The following is a 19,710-nucleotide window of genomic DNA, read 5'->3' as shown; positions in this document are numbered from 1 at the left end:
CAAGCATATATACTTACTCTTTATCCAACACTTTCAAAACCGTACCATACAAAATCTCGGTACCAAGGGCCAGGTCCTCGTCAGTCGAATATTCCAAGGGGTTATGGCTCACACCGTCTTTACAGCGGATAAATATCATCCCGTAATCGCACGCGTATGATAGTGCCAAAGCATCATGAAAAGGGCCGCTCATTAGTTCGGGCGCATCCACGCCCAATGTAACGCACTCCTGTTTGATAATATCCTTTATCCAGGTAGCGCAATAACGCGGTTCGCTGTTGGTATCTTCGGCTATTTCGTAGGTAAGTTTATGTTTTTGGGCGGTTGCTGCTATCATTTCTCTAACCTGTTTCTCATATGCATGGCGCCTGTCAAGGTCAATATCCCGCAAATCCAGTGTAAACGAAACCTCCTCGGCAATAATGTTTCGCGAGGCCGGGAAAACATCAATAGTAGCCACCGTGCCAACTGTTGGCGCGCCGGGTATCTGGGTTACAATATCGTTTAAACCTACAATAATGCGGGCCGCCCCTAACAAGGCATCCTGCCGCAGGTGCATGGGTACCGAGCCAGTGTGACCAGCCATACCTTTTAATTTAACCGTGAGCCACAATGGCCCCGCTATACCGGTAACAATGCCAATGGGTTTGTTTCCCCAATCCAATATCGGGCCTTGTTCAATATGCAGTTCCAAAAAGCAATAAATACTGCCGGGTGCATATTGCGAGTTAGCAAAGGCAGTTATATCGCAGCCAAAATCCGTTAAGGCCTTTTCGCGGGTTATGCCGTCATGGTCGGTACGTTGCAGTTCGCCGTCTTCCAGTTTGCCCAGTATACCGCGCGATCCAAACAGTCCCTTTTTAAACCGCCAGCCTTCTTCATCCGCAAACGAAACTATTTCTATGCTGCGGCGTGGTTTTATGCCGTTTTCTGTTAGTGTAGTAATGGCTTCAATAGCGCATAAAACCCCGGCAACGCCGTCAAACCTGCCGCCGTAAGGCTGCGAATCAAGGTGTGAGCCCAGCATCAGCACGGGTAAATCGGGTTCGCTGCCTTCAAGGCGGCCTATTAAATTGCCAAAGTTATCTATATGGGTTTGCATACCTGCGCTTTGCATCCAACTTGAGGCCAGCTCAAAGGCTTGCTTTTCTTCCTTTGAATGCGCAGGGCGGCAGGTGCCTGTTTCGCCAATTTTACCTATTTCGCTCATCTCACCAAAGTGACTGCTTAATCGCTTTGCGTTTATTTTCATGCTTTAATATTTTATCGGGGTGTTTTCGGTTCACAATATATTAACAATTTATAAGGTGTTACCTTTGTGCGATGGATTATTTTAAAAAGCTGCAGGATTTACTCAAAATTGAACTGAATGAAGACCGCAACTCGTATATCAAGCTAACCGAATCGGGCTCGGCTGCCGACCGCCGCGCCAATGGTATTACCTGGTACCCCGTTGCCATACGCGGAACCGAGCCAAGCCGTGGCGATTATTTAACCGTTGAACTGGAGCGCACCACGCACCAAGATGTTGCCCACCAATTCAGGTTCGGCTCGTCGGCAGCGCTATTCTCCAACCACGACCCCAAAAACGACCGCATCGAGGGCACGGTAACCTACCAGGGCAACGACCGCATAAAGCTGAATTTGTTTACCGATGAACTGCCCGACTGGTGCCGCGACGGCAAATTAGGAATCGACCTACTGTTTGATAACAACAGTTACGATGAAATGCAGAACGCCCTTAAACAGGCCGCTGTTTTGCACGATAAACCCACCGAGGGCCAACTCATCCAAATATTAACTGGCGAAAGGGAACCGTCGTTTTCTACAGGATATGTATATTCGTCAACAACGGGCTTAAACCAATCGCAGCAAACGGCGGTACAAAAAATAGTGTCGGCGCAGGAGTTGGCCGTGGTACATGGGCCACCGGGCACAGGCAAAACAACCACGCTGGTACAGGCCATTAAATCGTTGATCCGCAATGGCGAAAAACGGGTTTTGGTAGTTGCGCCAAGCAATACTGCTGTTGATTTGTTAAGCGAAAAACTGGCCGCCGAAGGTTTAAATGTATTGCGCATAGGCAACCCGGCAAGGGTATCGGCACGGTTAATGGCTTTAACTTTGGATAACAAAATGGCCGAACATAGCCAGATGAAGGATATTAAGAAGCTAAAAAAAATGGCTTCGGAGTTTAAAAACATGGCGCACAAATACAAGCGCAGCTTTGGCAAAGCCGAACGCGACCAGCGCAAGGCCCTGTTTGATGAGGCCCACAAAATAATGAAGGACGTTGATAAAACCGAACAATACATTATTGATGATGTGGTAGCCAGGGCGCAGGTAATTTCGGCAACGCTGGTTGGTGCCAACCATTACACCATCCGCAACCTGCAATTTAACACCGTTGTAATTGACGAAGCCGGGCAAGCCCTCGAACCCGCCTGCTGGATACCGATACTAAAGGCCCAAAAACTAATACTTGCCGGCGACCATTGCCAGCTATCGCCAACCATAAAATCTGCCGAGGCTGGGCGCAAGGGTTTAAGCACTACCCTGCTCGAAAAATGTATAGCCTTGCATCCCAATTCTGTTACGCTGCTTGATGAGCAATACCGCATGAACGAGGCCATAATGGCTTATTCGTCTAAAGTGTTTTATTACGATCAATTAAAGGCGCATAGCAGCGTAGCTCAACATTTACTATTTGCCGGCGACACTCCGTTTACCTTTATTGATACCGCCGGTTGCGGCTTTGACGAACAAACCGCAGGCACCAGCGTTGCCAACCCGGACGAGGCCGCCCTGCTATTCAGGCATCTTGAAAAACTTGCTGCTGGGTTAACGGAGCGTTACACGCTAAACAATTTCCCCAGTATCGCCGTTATATCTCCCTATCAGGAACAAATACGTTTGCTTAAAGAACAGCTCATAAACTCGCCAAGCCTTGCGGACTACGGCAATAAAATATCGGTAAACACCATTGATAGCTTTCAGGGCCAGGAGCGCGACGTAGTTTATATTAGCATGACCAGGAGTAACAGCAACAACCAAATAGGCTTTTTGGCCGACATCCGCCGCATGAATGTTGCCATGACGAGGGCCCGCAAAAAGCTAATTATTATAGGTGACAGTTCCACGTTAGGCACCCTGCCCTTTTATGCCGACCTGATTAGCTACGCCGAAAAGATAAACGGCTACCAAAGCGCATGGGAGTTGATTAATTACGAATAAATGTATTTCGGTTTAACATAATCCTGATAAGCTACCATTTTCTTTGTATTAATTGCGTGCTTTTCAATTCCCCCTTCAGGGGGTTAGGGGGCTTTAATGTAACGGCTTTAATACAACCGGGCTTACTCCAAAAATTACTGTTATATTGTGTGCTTATAACTGACATTATTGTTTTTTAGCCATGAATAAAAAATTACTTGCCGCTTTGCCCCTGGCATTAGCGTTTGCCGCACATGCGCAGCAGGGTAATCTAACCACTCAAGATTACCAGCGTGCCGAAAGCATGATGACCTATAATACCGAACCTTTTATTGACCGTGCCAGCGTACGCCCCACCTGGTTAGCAAATGATAAATTTTGGTATCGCGTTTTAACCGCCCAGGGCAGCGAATTTATGCTGGTTGACCCGGCAAAAGGTACGCGTGCAGCAGCCTTCGATCATCAAAAGCTCGCGGCCTCTTTATCGGCAGCAGCTGGTAAAAAATACGAGGCGGCTATGTTGCCTTTTCAAAGCTTCAGCTTTTCGACTGACGATAAAGCGATAATATTTCAGGCGGACGACAAGCAATGGAAGTGCGATTTGCAAACTTATGCCGTTACCGAAGATAACTCGCAACCGGCATCGGGCATGCGCGGTGCAGCCGGTGGTCGCAGAGGTGGCGGCGGCGGTCGCCGTGGCGGATTTGGCGGTGCTGTTACATCTCCCGATGGTACAAAAGCCGTTTTTATAAAAGATTATAACCTTTGGCTCCGCGATGTAAAAAGCGGTAAAGAAACCCAACTGACTACCGATGGTATTAAAGATTACGGTTACGCTACCGATAACGCGGGTTGGAAAGCAAGCGATGGGGCAATTGTTGCCTGGTCGCCCGATTCTAAAAAGGTTTCAACCTTTAAGCAAGATCAGCGTAACGTAAGCGATATGTATTTGGTAACCACCAACGTTGGTGCCCCTACCTTAAAACAATGGAAATACCCCTTGCCGGGAGATAAAACCATCCCGATGATTGAGCGGGTTATTATTAATGTTGACGAGCCGAAGGTTATTAAATTACTAATACCTGCCGACCCTCACCGCGCTACTTTGAGCGATGATATAGCGAGCAGCGGCACTTTTGACGATAACGATTGGAGTGCCGACGGAACCAAGCTGGCCTTTGTATCAACCTCGCGCGATCATAAGCAGGAAAAGGTACGCATTGCCGATGCCACAACCGGTGCCGTACAGGAAGTTTTTGAAGAAGATGTAAAAACCCAATACGAATCGGGCTGGGGAAGCATTAACTGGCGCTATCTGGCCAAAACAAACGAGATCATTTGGTTTTCTGAACGTGATAACTGGGGGCATTTATATTTATACGATGCCGCAACAGGCAAACTTAAAAACCAGATAACGAAAGGCGAATTTGTAGTAACGCGCCTTATCCGGGTTGACGAAAAAGCCCGAATGGTGTATTTTATTGCCGATGGCCGCGAAGCAGCAAACCCTTATTTTAGTCAGCTTTGCCGTGTTGGCTTTGATGGTAAGCACTTTGCCGTTTTAACTCCCGAAGAAGGTAACCACACCATAACCTATTCGCCAACAAATAATTACTTTATCGACAGCTATTCAAAACCCGATGTACCGCCGGTTGTTGTGCTGCGTAATGCCGATGGCAAACTCATTACCACTTTAGAAAAAGCCGATATTTCACGACTGTTAGCTACAGGCTGGAAACCGGTTACACCTTTCACCGTTAAGGCTCACGATGGTAAAACCGATATTTACGGCTTAATGTTTACCCCTACCCATGTTGATCCTACCAAAAAATACCCGGTTATCGATTACATTTACCCCGGCCCGCAGGGCGGTAGTGTAGGTGGCTGGTCGTTCGCGGCATCACGTGGTGATAACCAGGCCCTTGCCGAACTGGGTTTTGTAGTGGTAGTTTTAGAGGGAACCAGCAACCCGCTGCGCTCAAAAAGCTTCCATGATATGAGCTACGGCAACATGGCCGAAAACACCTTGCCCGATCAAATAACGGCTATTAAACAATTAGCCGAAAAGAACCCCTACATGGATATTAGCCGTGTAGGAATATGGGGTCATTCGGGAGGCGGCTTTGCTACCGCGACAGCAATGTTCCGCTTTCCGGATTTCTTTAAAGTGGGTATTTCCGAATCGGGCAACCACGATAACCGCAACTACGAGGACGACTGGGGCGAACGCTATGACGGTTTAGCCGCCAACGCCGATTACGATGCACAGGCCAACCAAAATTACGCCAAAAACCTAAAAGGCAAGTTAATGCTTGCACACGGCTTAATGGATAATAATGTACCGCCGCAAAATACCTTATTGGTAGTTGAAGCCTTAGAAAAAGCCAACAAAAACTACGATTTGGTTATATTCCCCAACAGTGCGCACGGCTACGGGCCATACTCATCATACATGATGCGCCGCCGCTGGGATTACTTTGTGAAAAACCTGTTAGGTGTTGAACCACCCGTAGAATATAAAATAACCAGCAAAACCGACCCACGTACCGGGCCGGCATTCCCATTCTAAAACAAGTAAAAACAAGGCTGTCTCAAAAGTAAAATCATTGCAAAATGAGAAAATCTCAGCCTCCTCTGTGTTAAATCTCTGTGCTCTCTGTGGTAAATTTCACCACAAAGGGCACAGAGATAAGAGCACTAAGGCCACTGAGATTAACAGAATTTTGCCAATTTACTTTTGAGGCAGCCTCGTTTTCATGTACTCACTACTTAAAATCCAGGTCGCCAATGTACACTGTGCCGTTTGCTTCCTTTTTCATTTGTAATACAATAAGCTCTTTTTTTTCCTGCGGAGTGCCGTAGTGCGTAAACAGTTCGGCCATTATAGTAGTTGGCCCGGCAATGGTAGCCCGCCTGTCGCCATAATAGTTTATCTCTATTTTGTAGGTGCCCTTTATAGCTTTCTTTAATAAAAATTGTTCGGGGCCAAAACCCTGTGTCATATCGTGCGAAATGCGGCCGCCAATTTCGGTGCGGTTATGGCTGTAGTAACATTTCTCGTTATTAGGGTCGGTTACCCACAAATCAATATCGGTGTTATTCATGTTCCAGTCCATCACCACGCGTATATCAACCGGCATGGGTTTAATCAGATTTTTTTGTACGGTCGATGTACTGAGTTTGCCTTTATTCAGTGCAATTATCCTGTTTATTTCGGGCAAAAATATTTCTTGTATACCATTGTACAGGCGGTCGGCATCGGCGGTATAACTCTTGGTCATGGCGTTATAAAGCACATTTAACGCTTGCTGGTGCTGGCCTGCATCCTCTAAAGCCAAACCATAATCGCGGTAGCTTTGTGGGTCCATCGGCCGCAAATCGGTCACCTTTTTAAAGGCAAAAACCTCACCTTCATAATCGCCAATTTGCTTCAATTTATAACCCAGCATTTTGTACAGTTCGTAACTGCCTAAATCCATTTCGGCCAGGTTGCTTAGTATGCGCATACCTATCTCTTTGTTGCCGGTTTTTAAAAAGTAATCGGCTACGTTAAAATAGTAAACCGGGTTGGCGCTAAAAGTCTCTCTTAAATCTAAATACTTTTGGTATTGGCCCGTTTTAGCTTCGTTTTGTATAATTTTTAAATAATCGGCATCCGCCGGATTATAAGCAATACTAATATCGCCCGTCTTCGCCAGCCGAACCGAATCTGTATTATTACCGCCATTAGTATTTGCCCTTGCCTGGGCAGCTTTGCCCTTTTTACTGGTTATAATTACAACGCCATTTGCTCCCCTGCTACCGTACATAGCGGTTTCGCTGACATCTTTTAATACTTTAATTGAGGCAATATCATTAGGATTGATATTGGGCAAACCGCTCACTTCCACACCATCAATAATATAAATCGGATCCGAATTGCCTGCAAAAGTTGATGTACCACGAATGCGAATGTTATTATTGTCCGCGCCCGGTGCTCCGGTAACTATAGGTGCGCTTTGGGAGCCCTGACTTACAGACAAACCAGATACCCTACCAGCCACCGAACTACTCACATCCTCGGCTTTATAGTAACCTTGCGACGCCGGGCTTGCCTGTATAGCTTGTACCGAAGCTGTTACGCTGGTTTTTCTCACTGTGCTATAACCCACAACAGCTACCTCATTTAAAGTATTACGCGCATCATTCAACAATATCGTACTCACCGCACCATGCCTTACCGTAATTTGTTTAGCCTGATAACTCAGGGCAGATACAATAAGCGTACAGCTCTGAGTTCCGCTAATACTGAATTGGCCGCTACCATTAGTTATCACACCTGTATTAATGCCGCTGATTCGCACAGTCGCCCCAATTATTGGCCGCTTATCATCATTAGCCAATACGGTACCGCTAATTTGTATTGGCCGCCCGGTTGGCCTGCTGCCGGGAGCAATATTGTGTTCTATAGGTTTACTCGCCACAACAACCTCTTTCGGCGTTAAATCCTTATCCCACCACCGGCTAAGTTCGGCCTGCATGTTAACCGACTGCGATAAGTTTTCGCGTTCAACCTCAACATTACTGGTTCCTCTTTGCTTCATAATATTATCATACTCTGCCTGCAATTCGGCGGGTGGCTCAATGCCGTATTGTATGTAATCGTTAACAGTTTCTAAAACAATGAGCGACGTATTGCGGGTAATAATACCGAAACGTTTGCCTAAGCCTTCTATATCCTGGCGGTTGGCATCATAATTTATGTCCAGTTCGCTTATCTTTTTTTGCGCCCAAAGTTTGGCTACATCCACGTTCTCTACTGCATTTTCGGCCAGGTCAAGCGTAACCTCTTTTTCATAACTTACTTTATCGCCATAGCCATATTGTAAAGTAATTTTTTGGTTAGGATTCCGTGTTACTCCCGCAACCGAAAACGCGCGCCCCACAGCCACCGGTAAAGAAGGATAATTCTCCTCAACATCGGCACCTGGCTTTATCCCTAAAAAATGTAACGACTGATTGGTTAAAATAGTTAAGGCTTTTTCGGTGTCATCCTTAGTTAAATCTATCAATTCGGCATGCGTTTTAAGGGCTATTAATTTCAAATTGCTGTAATCGGCAACAGCCGAAGAGTTGATACAGTAAACAGGTTTATTAATCAGTTTCAGCGTTTTTTCGCCGAAGGTTTGATGCCCGTCGCTCATCAATAAAAACTCATCTACAGCGTATTGCGATAAATTAATGTTACCCAAATTAGTTGCACCATCGTAGGTAACATGTTCCAGGTCGGCTTTCAAGGCGGCCCAGTTACCGCTATTTATGGTGTATGTTTTATTGCTTAAAACGGTATTACTAAAAGTTACCAGCGTAATTTGGGCATTGTTTATCTTTTTTAAATACGCATCCAATAGCGCAAATTCTTTTTGGCTATCCCGGTTGGCACCACTCAATGAAGCATCCCACAGCAAACCAATACGTTGCGGAAGTACCTTGCTCACTGTTTTGGGCTGCAAAACTGTATTGATAAAATAGTAGTACTTATTACCTTTTGCCTGTATCATTACCTCGCTGGCATCCAATGGCTTGGGAATAGAAAACGACAGGGAATGGCTGGGCGTATAATTAGTTTTATTAATGGATGCCGAGTAGGTGTTTTGGCGGTTATCAAACTTTAGGTCGTCGCTGTTTGCGCCATCAACAACCGGAGCCGTTGCACTTTGAATTACCGATGCTGTGAGCGAAAACTTACTAACCGTATCTTTAATATTCAGCGGAAGCGTAAATTTAAGGCTCCCGTTATCAGCCAACGGTATTTCTTCTTCGTAACCTATAATTACTGTGCGTGTGCTGTGTGGGTTTATAGGGTAAATGCGTGTGCGAAAGGTATTACCTTCAACCTTTTCCAAAAGGCCCGGGTCAACCCTGCGGCGTTCAATCGATTCGAAAACTACGGCTCCCTTGCCCCTGTCAACAGGTACGGCTTCGCGCATTTTACCGTTTATATCCAGCGCATAGCGGCTAATGCTCACCCCGTCTTTAAGCGGAAAACTTAAAGTACCCTCCAATATGCGCGATGTAGAATTATAAAAAGTCATTTGCCAGGTTGTACGGCTAATATTGCCATACACCGCAACATCAATTTTTAATTGCTGTAGTGTAACCCCGTTGTTGCTTTTGCCATCAACAGTAAGCTGCGGGCTTTGAGCCAGGGCAATTGATATTTGTGATAAGAGCAGTACAAATACCTGTAGAACGAAAATATTTAGTTTTCTCATGGTTTGTTAATTTCGCAAGGGATGCAAACGCGAAACACATTCCATAAATACTTTTTAAAAAAAGGTATATAACAAAAAAAGGCTGCCTTTTGGGCAACCTTTTCCTGTTGAAATTTTACTTATTACAATTTAAAGCCGTAAGCTATACGCAAACCAACCAAACCGTAGCTATCGCTCTGGCCCGAAAAGTTTTCGTAACGCAAACCAATATCTAAGCCTTTGTAGTTAGCATAACCTATTCCCGGCGATACAATAAGTTTGGTGTTTTTAGCGTAATTGGTTTCAAAACCTGCACCAGCCTCGCCGCTAAAATAAATGTTTTCGGTAGCAAAAACTTTTATACCTGCTTTAACGGGTACCAGGCCAGCATCGTTAGGCGTATATTTTGTACCGCCAATGGTTTGGCTTTTAGCAAACATGTTGTAATAACCCGATGTTAGCATTAACGATATGTTCGATTTTGTATCGTATTGTAATCTAGCTGTTCCGCCCAATGCAAAATTCGAAAAATCGCTGCGGTTACCTGTTGGGATGCCGCCTTCAATGCCAATACCTAAGCGCCATGTTTCGCCCGGATTGGTATTAGTTTGCGCCATAACGTTTGATCCGAAAAAGATGGCAACTGCTGTTACAGCCGATGCGATCCATTTAGTTGAAGTGTTCATAAATTGTGTTTTCGTTTGTATTAAATATATCATCTGTTAATTACAGAATCGATAACACCTAAGCAAACATGTTGCCATAATTACAATACGGCTTAGGGCAACAAAAACTTTAACAACTAACCGGGCTAAACCACACTTTCAACATTTGTTAATTACTGATTATCAGCTTCGGGTGAGTATTTTAAAAAGTACTTCCAAAACTTTACACTATAAATACAGTGTGCATTACAAGTTTGGCAAGGTTATTAAAGGTGTCCTTTTTAGTATAAAAAGTGTTTTGAGAAAAGTAAAACACAGAACTAAAAATTATTTTTTCCCCGATTACCAAAACAGAAAACCCTGTAAAAACAAACATGGAAGGCGTATAAGTTAAGAAATTGCTCCGCACCCCCATAGCACCCTTGGGTGGCTATTACAATTAAACCGCCTTCCGTAAAATAACTTCCTCCTTATCTTTAAGTTCGTTCTCAATTTCATGAATAGCGTTCACCGTTTTAAAGAATGAATCGGGCGTAACCGAGATAGAATCGATACCCTGCTCAACCAAAAACTGCGCAAAATCCGGGAAGTCCGACGGGCCCTGCCCGCAAATGCCAACCTTTACGCCAGCCTTTTTAGCCGAGTTAATAAGCATCGTTATCATTATTTTCACGGCCTCGTTACGCTCATCATAAATATGAGCCACTAATGATGAATCCCTGTCCAAGCCCAAAACCAGTTGTGTTAAGTCGTTCGAGCCGATAGAAAAACCATCGATATGCTTTGCAAACTGATCGGCAAGTATTACGTTCGACGGCAGTTCGGCCATCAGATAAACTTCCAGGCCATCTTCTCCCCTGTTTAAACCGTACTGGTTCATGCTTTCGTAAACCTGCAACAGCTCTTTGGGTGTGCGACAAAATGGTATCATCACCACCACATTTTTAAGTCCCATTTTTTCGCGAACTAATTTAATGGCCCTGCACTCCAGCCCAAAAGCCTCTTTATACTCGGGCGAGTAATACCGCGAAGCACCCCTCCAGCCAATCATCGGGTTTTCTTCGGTAGGTTCAAAATATTTGCCGCCCAACAGGTTAAAGTACTCATTGCTCTTAAAATCCGAAAAGCGTACAATTACCTTATTAGGATAAAATGCCGCAGCTATCCGCGCAATGCCACAAGCCAGTTTTTCAACAAAAAAGTCTTCGGCACTTTTAAAGCCCCGGGTAATTTCTTCAATCTGCTCGGTAAGTTTGGCATCTCCCAATGTTTGGTGGTTCATTAACGCCAGCGGGTGTACCTTAATATAATTGTTGATGATAAACTCTTCCCTGGCCAAGCCAACACCTTTATTAGGTATGTGCGAAAAATTGAACGCCATACTTGGCGATGCTACGTTTAACATCACCGGTGTACCGGTTTGCGGCAACTCGTCAAGGTTATAATGTATCTCTTTAAAAGCAATAGCACCGCTATAAATTAAACCAACATCACCCTCCACGCACGATGCCGTTACGAGTTGCCCCTGCTGTAAAACTTCGGTTGCATTGCCGCAACCCACAATGGCGGGCACGCCCAGCTCGCGCGCAACAATGGCGGCATGGCAGGTGCGGCCACCTTTATTGGTAATAATAGCCGATGCCATTTTCATAATGGGCTCCCAGTCAGGGTCGGTCATATCGGTAACCAAAACATCGCCTTTTTTAAAATCGATATGGCTAATTTCGTCTTTATGCTGGGCAACCAATATGTTTACGTTACCGCTGGCAATTTTATCGCCCACGGCAATACCTTTTAAAACCAATTTATCTAAACGGTTATTATCGGTAATGGCATACTCGGTAATGGTATTATGGCGCTTGCGCGAGTGGATAGTTTCGGGCCGGGCCTGCACAATAAATAACTCGCCCGATTGCCCATCTACTGCCCATTCAATGTCCATAGGGCACCAGCGGTTTTTAATACCGCTATAGTAATCCTCAATAGTTACCACCCAGCGCGATAGCTCTAATACCTGTTTATCGTTAAGACAAAAGGTATTTAACTCGTCTTTACTGGTTTCTACAATTTTAACACGCTCGGTAGCGGTATGGCCATAAACCATTTTTTTATCCTTGGTGCCTAATTTACGCTCAACAATTGCTTCGTAGCCCTGCTTTAAGGTTGGCTTAAAAACAATAAATTCATCGGGCGATACTGCGCCCTGCACTATCATTTCGCCCAAACCGTATGCCCCGTTTATAATTACGGCATCTTTAAAACCACTCTCGGTATCAAGCGAAAAGGCTACACCCGAACATGCCATATCCGACCGTACCATTTTTTGCACACATACCGAAAGGCCAATATCAAAATGATCGTAATTAAAGCTTTCGCGATAGCTGATGGCCCTATCGGTAAATAAGGATGCAAAACAATTGCGCACCGCAATCAGCAATGCCTCGGCGCCGCTCACATTTAAAAAAGTTTCCTGCTGCCCAGCGAATGAGGCATCGGGTAAGTCTTCGGCTGTTGCCGATGAGCGTACAGCTACATCAACATCTGTCTGCTTATATAATTGAGACAGATTATGGTAAGCCTCGGTTATTTCATCAATTAAAAAATCAGGAAAATCGCCCGCGGCTACCATGCGCCTCACTTTTAGGCCGCAATGGCGCAAAGCATCAATGTCGTTTAAATCGGCACTTTTTACAATTTCCCTAATTTTCTCTTGCAAGGCATTGTGAGCTATATATTGTTTATACGCCTCAACGGTAATTACATAACCGCCTGGGATACGCACATCTAACTGGGTTAAGTTTTGTATCATTTCGCCCAATGATGCGTTTTTACCGCCAACAATTTCAATATCGTTGATGCCTACTTCGTTTAAATTCAGGATAAATTTATTGCTCTTCATGTTACTAACGTTTAATTTTTTTTTACCGAACACTACAAAGGTGCGCCCTAAAAACAAACAACATTATATGTAACTTAACTATTTTTGATACTATGTTAACCACAAATTTTACATTTTACTATTTTATAAGTTACTTTAGTATTAAATGATTGCGCAATTATTTAAGGTTCACGAAACACCGGGATACTCTTTCAACGTCAGGCATGATATTGTTGCGTACTTTTACAACCAATGGCACTATCACCCCGAGCTTGAACTCGTCCATATTGTGCGCGGAACCGGGAGCCGCTTTATTGGCGATAATGTGGATAGCTTTAAAGAAGACGACCTGATATTGATAGGTGCCAACCTGCCCCATCTTTTCCGTAACGACGAAAGTTATTATGCAGCAAACGAGGACATCCAGGCCGAATCATACACCATCCATTTCCTTCCGGAGATATTCGGCCAGTCGTTTTTAAACATTCCGGAGAACAAGGCCATACAAGCCCTGCTGCAAAAGGCGGCTTATGGCATCAGCATACATGGTGATACCAAAACAAGGGTTAAAAAACTAATGGAGGATATTAATTTCGCTGCTAAAAACGAACGGATAATTTTACTGATGCAATTGTTGAACGTTATAGCCTACGCAGATGATAATTTACCCATAGCGCATTTTAACGCCAGCCATACCATCCATAAAACCGACGAAAGCAGACTCAATAAAATTTACCAATACACCCTCAACAACTTTGCGCGCGAAATTACCCTTGCCGAAATTGCAGCCATTGTTTACATGGTACCCCACTCCTTTTGCCGCTATTTTAAACAACGCACCAATAAACGCTATTCGCAATTTATATTAGAGGTACGCGTAAGCATGGCCTGCAAACTACTCGCCGAAACCGAACACAGCATAGCCCGCGTTTGTTACGACAGCGGCTTTAAAAACTTTTCCAACTTTAACCGGCACTTTAAAGCTATAGCCGGCAAATCGCCGCTGGAATACAGGAAGAGCTATAAAACAATTTAGCAATGTGCAGATGAGTAAATGTGCAGATGATAATACAATTGATAAATTAATTATTCAGATTATTTACAGGACCAGTCACTTCATCTAAATCATTTGCACATTTGTACATACCCACATTTGCACACCTGCAAATCAAAATCCATTTGCACATCCGCACATTTGCACACTTGCACATTGACAAATGGTACTTTTTACTGATTCAATAAAAAACACCATTCAACCCATCAATAATACCATTAGGTTATTTTATTGCGCTGTATCTTTGTATCGTTATGAAAGAGCAATTCCCGGTTTACGACATATGCACCATAAGCGATTTTAAGCAGGAAGACATCCTGATAAGCCGGTTTGCGCCTTATCTTCAGTCGCACAAAAACCTGGCACTTCCGCATAAGCACACCTTTTACCATATGGTATTATTTACAGAAGGCGCGGGCACGCACGCGGTAGATTTTACCAGTTTTGCGGTAAAGCCTTATCAAATATATTTTATGGTTCCGGGCCAGGTGCATAGCTGGGCCTTTGAGGGAGCGGTTGATGGTTACATCATCAATTTCTCGGTTCCGTTTTTCCAGTCATTTTTGCTGAAGCAAGATTATCTGGATAATTTTCAATTTTTTGACGGCACCACAAACCATGCTATTATCAATATTCCAACCGAACTGCACAGGCAAATAATTTATCTGTTCGAAGCTATTCTCCACGAAAGTGAGCTCAACTTAAAGCTGGGGCTGGATATGGTAAAAGCCTTAATGCTTCAAATATTTATTTTGATAGCCCGGTTAAACACCGCCGATGCGCCTAAAAGCACTGCCAATTACAACTACACATTACTCCGTAATTTTCAAAAATTGACAAATCAACGCTTTGCCGATTTAAAACTACCAAAAGATTATGCCGAACTGCTTTACATTACGCCCAACCATTTAAACGCCATATGTAAAGATATACTGGGAACATCAGCAGGCGAAGTGATACGCAACCGGGTAATATTGGAAGCCAAGCGCTTACTCATCACCCTTAACCTATCCGTTACGCAAATAGCATACAATCTCAATTTTACCGATAGCTCTTATTTCACTAAATTCTTTAAAAAATATACCGGCTTAACCCCCGAAGATTTTAGAAAAACACTTTAACCCATACCCAACCATGATAACATTAGCCACCAATACCGAGTACAAGGTTTCATCACAATTTCAGGCAGCTTTACACGCCAAATGCCCGCGCTGCCGCACCGGCAACATGTTTGCCAATAGCATGTATGGTTTTACCGGCCAAAAAATGAATGAGTTTTGCCCGCATTGCAATTTAAAGTTTGAGCGCGAACCCGGTTACTTTTATGTAGCCATGTTTGTAAGCTACGCCATGAATGTGGCGCAAATGGTAACACTGGCCCTGGGCACGTATATTTTAACAGGCAGCAATAGCCCCTGGTTATACATTACCATTTTATTGGGAGTGGCATTTACGCTCTCGCCGTTTAACTTTAGGTATTCGAGGGTTATTTTATTATACTGGCTAACACCAGGATTACATTTTAACGCCGAAAAAGCTAAACCACATACCGCCATTTAAAGGTAAGGATTGCTATATTTGATGAAAATCAAACACAACACATGACAAAACTTACCATTAATAACAACGGTTCGGTTAAAATTGAAGGCGAATTTGAAATTGTAGATATGCAAGGCAATGCTTACGGTTTACAAGGACGTACCGTTGTATCCATTTGCCGCTGCGGCCTATCGGCAAATAAACCATTTTGCGATGGAGCGCACCGAGGGCATTTTGAGCATAATGCTGAGGCTTTCGACTTGCCGCCGCGTAAAGTATAGTAAAACAAAAAGTGCTGAATGATTAATCATTCAGCACTTTTTGTTTTATTAAGCCTCTGCTACTACTGCAGCTTCTTTGTAGGATGAGATGTGGCTGGTTTTAATGGTAAGCATAAATGCTTTTCCAACATTTATCTTCACAGTTTTCTCTTTCAAAAACTCCTTCATCACCTCGTCGGTTTTAATGGTTTCAAACAAATCGCGCGCTACAGCCGATCCACTGATGTTATTAACCACCTTGCCGTTCTCTATCAGCATGTTAAAGGTATAACCAGATTTACCACGATCTCCTGCCGATTCAAAATCTGTTTTGTTAAGCAGGAAATGTTGCTCTTCGTTGCTGCTTCTTTTAAGATGCAGACGAATAACGGCCGCGTACTTTTTCCAGGTTTGTAAATATTTTCTTTCTTCCATGTTTGCTATTGTGATACTACTTCCGGAACCGCCTAGGAACGGTTTTGAAAGATGAACTATACTTTAACTATTCGCCGGACTGAGGTATTACAGTGTCCGAAAAAAAGGTATTAAACACCGCGAAGCGGGTGCATAAAGGTATAACAATTAATTAACAGGAAAGACTTATATCAAATTATTTCTTATTTGTGGCTCTAACGGCCTTAACTTCTGCTAATTTAACGCCGCTGTATTTGTTGCCAAAGCTATTGCGTACATAAGTTAACACATCGGCAACCTCCTTATCGGTCAATTGCACCTGCGCAGGCATATTGTTTGAATACGACTGACCGTCAATATCTACATTTTGGGCAAAACCATTAAGCACAATTTTTATGAGTTTGGTTTTATCGCCCTTTACATAACTGGTGTTAATTAAAGGCGGGTTCATGTTGGGTACGCCCCCGCCATCCATCATGTGGCAGCTAAGGCAGTATTGCAGGTAAACTTTTTGCCCCGCAGCAACCTGTGCAGATAACCCTGCCGGTGCTTTAGACGCCGTTTTTTTAACCTGCGCAAATATTTGTAACGAAATAAAAGTGAATAAGCAAGTGGCAATAATTAAACGCGATTTCATGAATAAAGTGAGATTTATTGTAATACAGTTGATTTTATTTTTTATTGTAAACCACGCGGTAAATGGTTCCGCGCGAATCGTCAGAAATATAGAGCGAACCATCACTGCCTTGTGCTAACCCACATGGGCGGTGGTCTGCCCGTCCCGCGGCTGTTTTTGCAGGTGAACCCGAAAAATTATCGGCAAAAACTTCCCACTGCCCCGATGGCATTCCGTTTTTAAACGGCTGAAAAACCACAAAATAACCGGCCTGTGGTTCCGGCGCACGGTTCCACGATCCGTGGAAGGCTATAAAAGCACCATTCTTATATTTTTCGGGGAACATATTACCGGTATAAAACAGCAACCCATTGGGTGCCATATGACCGGGATAGGCAGCCGCAGGGTCAATAAAGTTACCAACTGCTTCCTTTTTACCATCGCCGCCATATTCGGGCGCCATTATTTTTTTATGCTGAAACTGGTCGTAATATAAATATGGCCAGCCTGCGTTATCACCTTTTTTTAGTGCATATAAACACTCGGCAGGTAATAACGACGATTCTTTAACGGTGTACATGTCCGGGAAAATATCGTGTAACTGATCGCGCCCGTGCTGCATCACAAAAAGTTGATTATCTTGCTGGTTCCAGTCAAGGCCAACCACGTTACGCAAGCCGGTTGTGTAACGCACACCCTGGCCGTAGGTTTGGTTTGGCTTATTGGCCTTAAACTGCCAAATACCTCCTGCCGAATCCAGTATGGGGCACCCCTTAATACCCATCGATCCCTTTTGCCTGTCATGCTCCTGGCACGAGTTTGAGTATGCGCCAACGTTAACATAAATATTACCCGCATTATCAAGAACTATAGATTTGGTTTCATGCTCGCGGCCCATTTTTAAACCGGTAATAATTTTCTCGGGAGCATTAGGGTCAATCACCTCATTGTTATCATTCAGTTTATACCTAAACACCTCCTGGTTAGACGATGCATACAAATATCCGTCTTTAATATAGATGCCCGTACCGCTATAATTGCCAAAACCGCCCGTAACCACCGCGCGGCCATCGGCATTTTGCTTTAAAACTAAAATGCCCTTACCCTCTTTAGGGCGTGCCAGTTTTACGTAAATAATACCTTGTGGCGTAACCGTTAGATGCCTTGCCTGCGCACCCAAATCGGCAACTTTTAAAGCTCCAAAACCAGCGGGCAAAGTTAGCCCGGCATTATAAGCATCTGGTTGTACACCGATATCGGCTTTTAAAGCATATAATGTAACACTGGCCGTAAGCAAGGCAACCGGCAACAGGTATTTTAAAACATTGTTTTTCATAAAAGTTATGGCTTGTTTTATTTAGATAAAAGACAAACGTGCTTTTTGTTTTATTTGCGTTAAAGATATTTAAAATTTTAAAACCTCAACAAAGGCATACCGCTATCAAAAAAAAAGCAAGCCAGCTAATTTATGCCGACTTGCATTATATCTTAGCAAATCAAAAAAATTACTTCGTGCTGCGCTTTAAGGTTGAGTGCATTTTGTAACCGCTATAATCCAACGTAAGGCTTATGGTGTCGCCCTCGGGGTAATACTTGCAGGTATTGGGCACGGGCATTCCGTTAACATCAACATTAAAGGTAAAATCGTTACCGGTAACTTTACCATCGGTAATATTAATGGTGCCTTGCGGCGTTTCGGCCGTACCGGTTACCTTATCGCCGCTAAGTGTAAAATTATAATTAAGCGCAAAGTCACCATTAGGTGTTTTAAGAGATCCGGTCCATTTACCGGATAGATCTGCCACTACAGCCAGGCAAATTGTGAAACAGCAAACAAAAGCTACCGTTGTAAAAATTCTTCTTTTCATTTTTGGTTTGGTTTTTAATAATTAGAGTGTGTTTAAATTTTGTTCAACATAAATATAAAAAATAAATATCAATCTACCATAGCAATTTGTTACGATATGATACGCACATGCGCCAGGCAATTTTTCCTATTAAGAAATACAATATTTCTTGCCAATGTCATTATTTGGCGTACACACAAGCCTATCCTTGCCGTTTAACCTTTTGTACCCTACCTTTAACGCGTAAAAATAAAGCTATATATGAATACTGAAAAAGCTATTTTGGCTGGTGGTTGCTTTTGGGGAGTTGAAGAATTATTCAGGCATTATCCGGGTGTTATTTCAACTGTGGTTGGATATACCGGGGGCGATGTACCCAATGCAACATACCGAAATCATGGAACACATGCCGAAGGCATAGAGATTGTATTTGACCCGGCACAATTGCCGTACCGCAAACTGCTCGAATATTTCTTCCAAATTCACGATCCAACAACCAGAAACCGGCAAGGCAACGACATTGGCACCTCTTATCGCTCGGCCATATTTTTTATGGATGAAACCCAACACGAAACTGCCAAAACTTTAATTGCCGATATGGACGCCTCGGGCAAATGGCCGGGCAAAATTGTAACCGAAGTAGTACCCGCAGCCGATTTTTGGAACGCCGAAGAAGAACACCAGGATTATTTAAAAAAGCACCCCTACGGCTATACCTGCCATTTTGAACGCCCCGAGTGGAAACTGGCGTAATACAAAAACGGGTGCAAAAAACAACAAAACCGCTTCCCTTATACCCGATAGCGGTTTTGCCGTTTTTTAAGCGCTTGGCTAACCGCGTGTTTTGGTAGTATTAATGTAGCCAAAACATGGTTCAAAACCTTTTAAACCCATATAAGGGCGTATTGCAGCATTTATATGGCCCCCCCCCCGGCAACCATCAAAAGCCCATATCTCTACCTCTTTTTGTTAAAATTGCAACAACTTATGT

Annotated in this window: 15 protein-coding genes; 7 read left to right on the top strand and 8 right to left on the bottom strand. The window is 43.7% G+C overall.

Annotation, left to right across the window (positions count from 1 at the left end):
• Nucleotides 1-13 precede the first annotated feature (13 nt).
• Nucleotides 14-1,252 carry a M20 family metallo-hydrolase gene (locus tag BDD43_RS19240; protein ID WP_121199202.1) on the bottom strand — a complete coding sequence of 413 codons (1,239 nt, stop codon included), beginning with the start codon at nt 1,250-1,252 and terminating at the stop codon, nt 14-16.
• Nucleotides 1,253-1,323: 71 nt separating this feature from the next.
• Between BDD43_RS19240 and BDD43_RS19235 the strand changes: the two genes are divergently transcribed.
• Nucleotides 1,324-3,234 (top strand): AAA domain-containing protein, encoded by a 1,911-nt coding sequence (locus BDD43_RS19235; protein ID WP_121199201.1) that lies wholly within the window; start codon nt 1,324-1,326, stop codon nt 3,232-3,234.
• A 181-nt stretch (nt 3,235-3,415) separates the two neighbouring features.
• Nucleotides 3,416-5,782: a S9 family peptidase gene (locus BDD43_RS19230; RefSeq protein ID WP_121199200.1), complete on the top strand. Its 2,367-nt coding sequence runs from the start codon at nt 3,416-3,418 to the stop codon at nt 5,780-5,782.
• Between the two features lie 196 nt (nt 5,783-5,978).
• Here the strand turns inward: BDD43_RS19230 and BDD43_RS19225 are convergent, their stop codons facing one another.
• From BDD43_RS19225 to ppsA, 3 genes are all read right to left on the bottom strand, one after another.
• The gene (locus BDD43_RS19225) at nt 5,979-9,467 is read right to left on the bottom strand and encodes a VIT domain-containing protein (RefSeq protein WP_121199199.1); all 3,489 of its coding nucleotides are present in this window, start codon (nt 9,465-9,467) and stop codon (nt 5,979-5,981) included.
• Nucleotides 9,468-9,589: 122 nt separating this feature from the next.
• Complete coding sequence (locus BDD43_RS19220) at nt 9,590-10,132, bottom strand: hypothetical protein (protein WP_121199198.1); 543 nt, start codon at nt 10,130-10,132, stop codon at nt 9,590-9,592.
• 418 nt (nt 10,133-10,550) lie between these two features.
• Nucleotides 10,551-13,010, bottom strand: a complete 2,460-nt coding sequence (ppsA, locus tag BDD43_RS19210; RefSeq protein WP_121199196.1) for a phosphoenolpyruvate synthase — start codon at nt 13,008-13,010, stop codon at nt 10,551-10,553.
• Nucleotides 13,011-13,155: 145 nt separating this feature from the next.
• On the opposite strand from ppsA, the gene BDD43_RS19205 reads away from it, so the two are divergent.
• From BDD43_RS19205 to BDD43_RS19190, 4 genes are all read left to right on the top strand, one after another.
• Nucleotides 13,156-14,025, top strand: coding sequence for an AraC family transcriptional regulator (locus tag BDD43_RS19205; RefSeq protein ID WP_121199195.1), 870 nt, complete (start codon nt 13,156-13,158; stop codon nt 14,023-14,025).
• Between the two features lie 272 nt (nt 14,026-14,297).
• Nucleotides 14,298-15,164 (top strand): helix-turn-helix transcriptional regulator, encoded by an 867-nt coding sequence (locus BDD43_RS19200; protein WP_121199194.1) that lies wholly within the window; start codon nt 14,298-14,300, stop codon nt 15,162-15,164.
• 13 nt (nt 15,165-15,177) lie between these two features.
• Nucleotides 15,178-15,603 (top strand): DUF983 domain-containing protein, encoded by a 426-nt coding sequence (locus BDD43_RS19195; protein WP_121199193.1) that lies wholly within the window; start codon nt 15,178-15,180, stop codon nt 15,601-15,603.
• Nucleotides 15,604-15,644: 41 nt separating this feature from the next.
• Nucleotides 15,645-15,863, top strand: a complete 219-nt coding sequence (locus BDD43_RS19190; protein WP_121199192.1) for a CDGSH iron-sulfur domain-containing protein — start codon at nt 15,645-15,647, stop codon at nt 15,861-15,863.
• Nucleotides 15,864-15,911: 48 nt separating this feature from the next.
• On the opposite strand, the gene BDD43_RS19185 is transcribed toward BDD43_RS19190, so the two are convergent.
• The 4 genes from BDD43_RS19185 to BDD43_RS19170 all read right to left on the bottom strand — a co-directional run bounded on the left by BDD43_RS19185 (nt 15,912) and on the right by BDD43_RS19170 (nt 18,740).
• Entirely contained in the window at nt 15,912-16,277 is a 366-nt protein-coding gene (locus BDD43_RS19185; RefSeq protein ID WP_121199191.1) for a hypothetical protein, read from the bottom strand.
• A 175-nt stretch (nt 16,278-16,452) separates the two neighbouring features.
• Entirely contained in the window at nt 16,453-16,893 is a 441-nt protein-coding gene (locus BDD43_RS19180; protein WP_121199190.1) for a c-type cytochrome, read from the bottom strand.
• A 34-nt stretch (nt 16,894-16,927) separates the two neighbouring features.
• Nucleotides 16,928-18,208, bottom strand: coding sequence for a PQQ-dependent sugar dehydrogenase (locus BDD43_RS19175; protein ID WP_121199189.1), 1,281 nt, complete (start codon nt 18,206-18,208; stop codon nt 16,928-16,930).
• A 169-nt stretch (nt 18,209-18,377) separates the two neighbouring features.
• Entirely contained in the window at nt 18,378-18,740 is a 363-nt protein-coding gene (locus BDD43_RS19170; protein WP_121199188.1) for a glycoside hydrolase, read from the bottom strand.
• 240 nt (nt 18,741-18,980) lie between these two features.
• Between BDD43_RS19170 and msrA the strand changes: the two genes are divergently transcribed.
• Nucleotides 18,981-19,472 (top strand): peptide-methionine (S)-S-oxide reductase MsrA, encoded by a 492-nt coding sequence (msrA, locus tag BDD43_RS19165; protein WP_121199187.1) that lies wholly within the window; start codon nt 18,981-18,983, stop codon nt 19,470-19,472.
• Nucleotides 19,473-19,710 lie beyond the last annotated feature (238 nt).

The organism is Mucilaginibacter gracilis, from assembly GCF_003633615.1.
GTDB lineage: Bacteria > Bacteroidota > Bacteroidia > Sphingobacteriales > Sphingobacteriaceae > Mucilaginibacter > Mucilaginibacter gracilis.
Note: the sequence above shows the minus strand (reverse complement) of the source record. Positions and strands in the feature narration are given on the sequence as shown.

Excerpts from the sequence above, each read along its gene's own strand:
- msrA (WP_121199187.1), top strand. The coding sequence starts at position 18,981 with ATGAATACTGAAAAAGCTATTTTGGCTGGTGGTTGCTTTTGGGGAGTT.
- BDD43_RS19200 (WP_121199194.1), top strand. The coding sequence starts at position 14,298 with ATGAAAGAGCAATTCCCGGTTTACGACATATGCACCATAAGCGATTTT.
- BDD43_RS19185 (WP_121199191.1), bottom strand. The coding sequence starts at position 16,277 with ATGGAAGAAAGAAAATATTTACAAACCTGGAAAAAGTACGCGGCCGTT.
- BDD43_RS19230 (WP_121199200.1), top strand. The coding sequence starts at position 3,416 with ATGAATAAAAAATTACTTGCCGCTTTGCCCCTGGCATTAGCGTTTGCC.
- BDD43_RS19220 (WP_121199198.1), bottom strand. The coding sequence starts at position 10,132 with ATGAACACTTCAACTAAATGGATCGCATCGGCTGTAACAGCAGTTGCC.
- BDD43_RS19190 (WP_121199192.1), top strand. The coding sequence starts at position 15,645 with ATGACAAAACTTACCATTAATAACAACGGTTCGGTTAAAATTGAAGGC.
- BDD43_RS19170 (WP_121199188.1), bottom strand. The coding sequence starts at position 18,740 with ATGAAAAGAAGAATTTTTACAACGGTAGCTTTTGTTTGCTGTTTCACA.
- BDD43_RS19180 (WP_121199190.1), bottom strand. The coding sequence starts at position 16,893 with ATGAAATCGCGTTTAATTATTGCCACTTGCTTATTCACTTTTATTTCG.
- BDD43_RS19205 (WP_121199195.1), top strand. The coding sequence starts at position 13,156 with ATGATTGCGCAATTATTTAAGGTTCACGAAACACCGGGATACTCTTTC.
- BDD43_RS19175 (WP_121199189.1), bottom strand. The coding sequence starts at position 18,208 with ATGAAAAACAATGTTTTAAAATACCTGTTGCCGGTTGCCTTGCTTACG.
- ppsA (WP_121199196.1), bottom strand. The coding sequence starts at position 13,010 with ATGAAGAGCAATAAATTTATCCTGAATTTAAACGAAGTAGGCATCAAC.
- BDD43_RS19240 (WP_121199202.1), bottom strand. The coding sequence starts at position 1,252 with ATGAAAATAAACGCAAAGCGATTAAGCAGTCACTTTGGTGAGATGAGC.
- BDD43_RS19225 (WP_121199199.1), bottom strand. The coding sequence starts at position 9,467 with ATGAGAAAACTAAATATTTTCGTTCTACAGGTATTTGTACTGCTCTTA.
- BDD43_RS19195 (WP_121199193.1), top strand. The coding sequence starts at position 15,178 with ATGATAACATTAGCCACCAATACCGAGTACAAGGTTTCATCACAATTT.
- BDD43_RS19235 (WP_121199201.1), top strand. The coding sequence starts at position 1,324 with ATGGATTATTTTAAAAAGCTGCAGGATTTACTCAAAATTGAACTGAAT.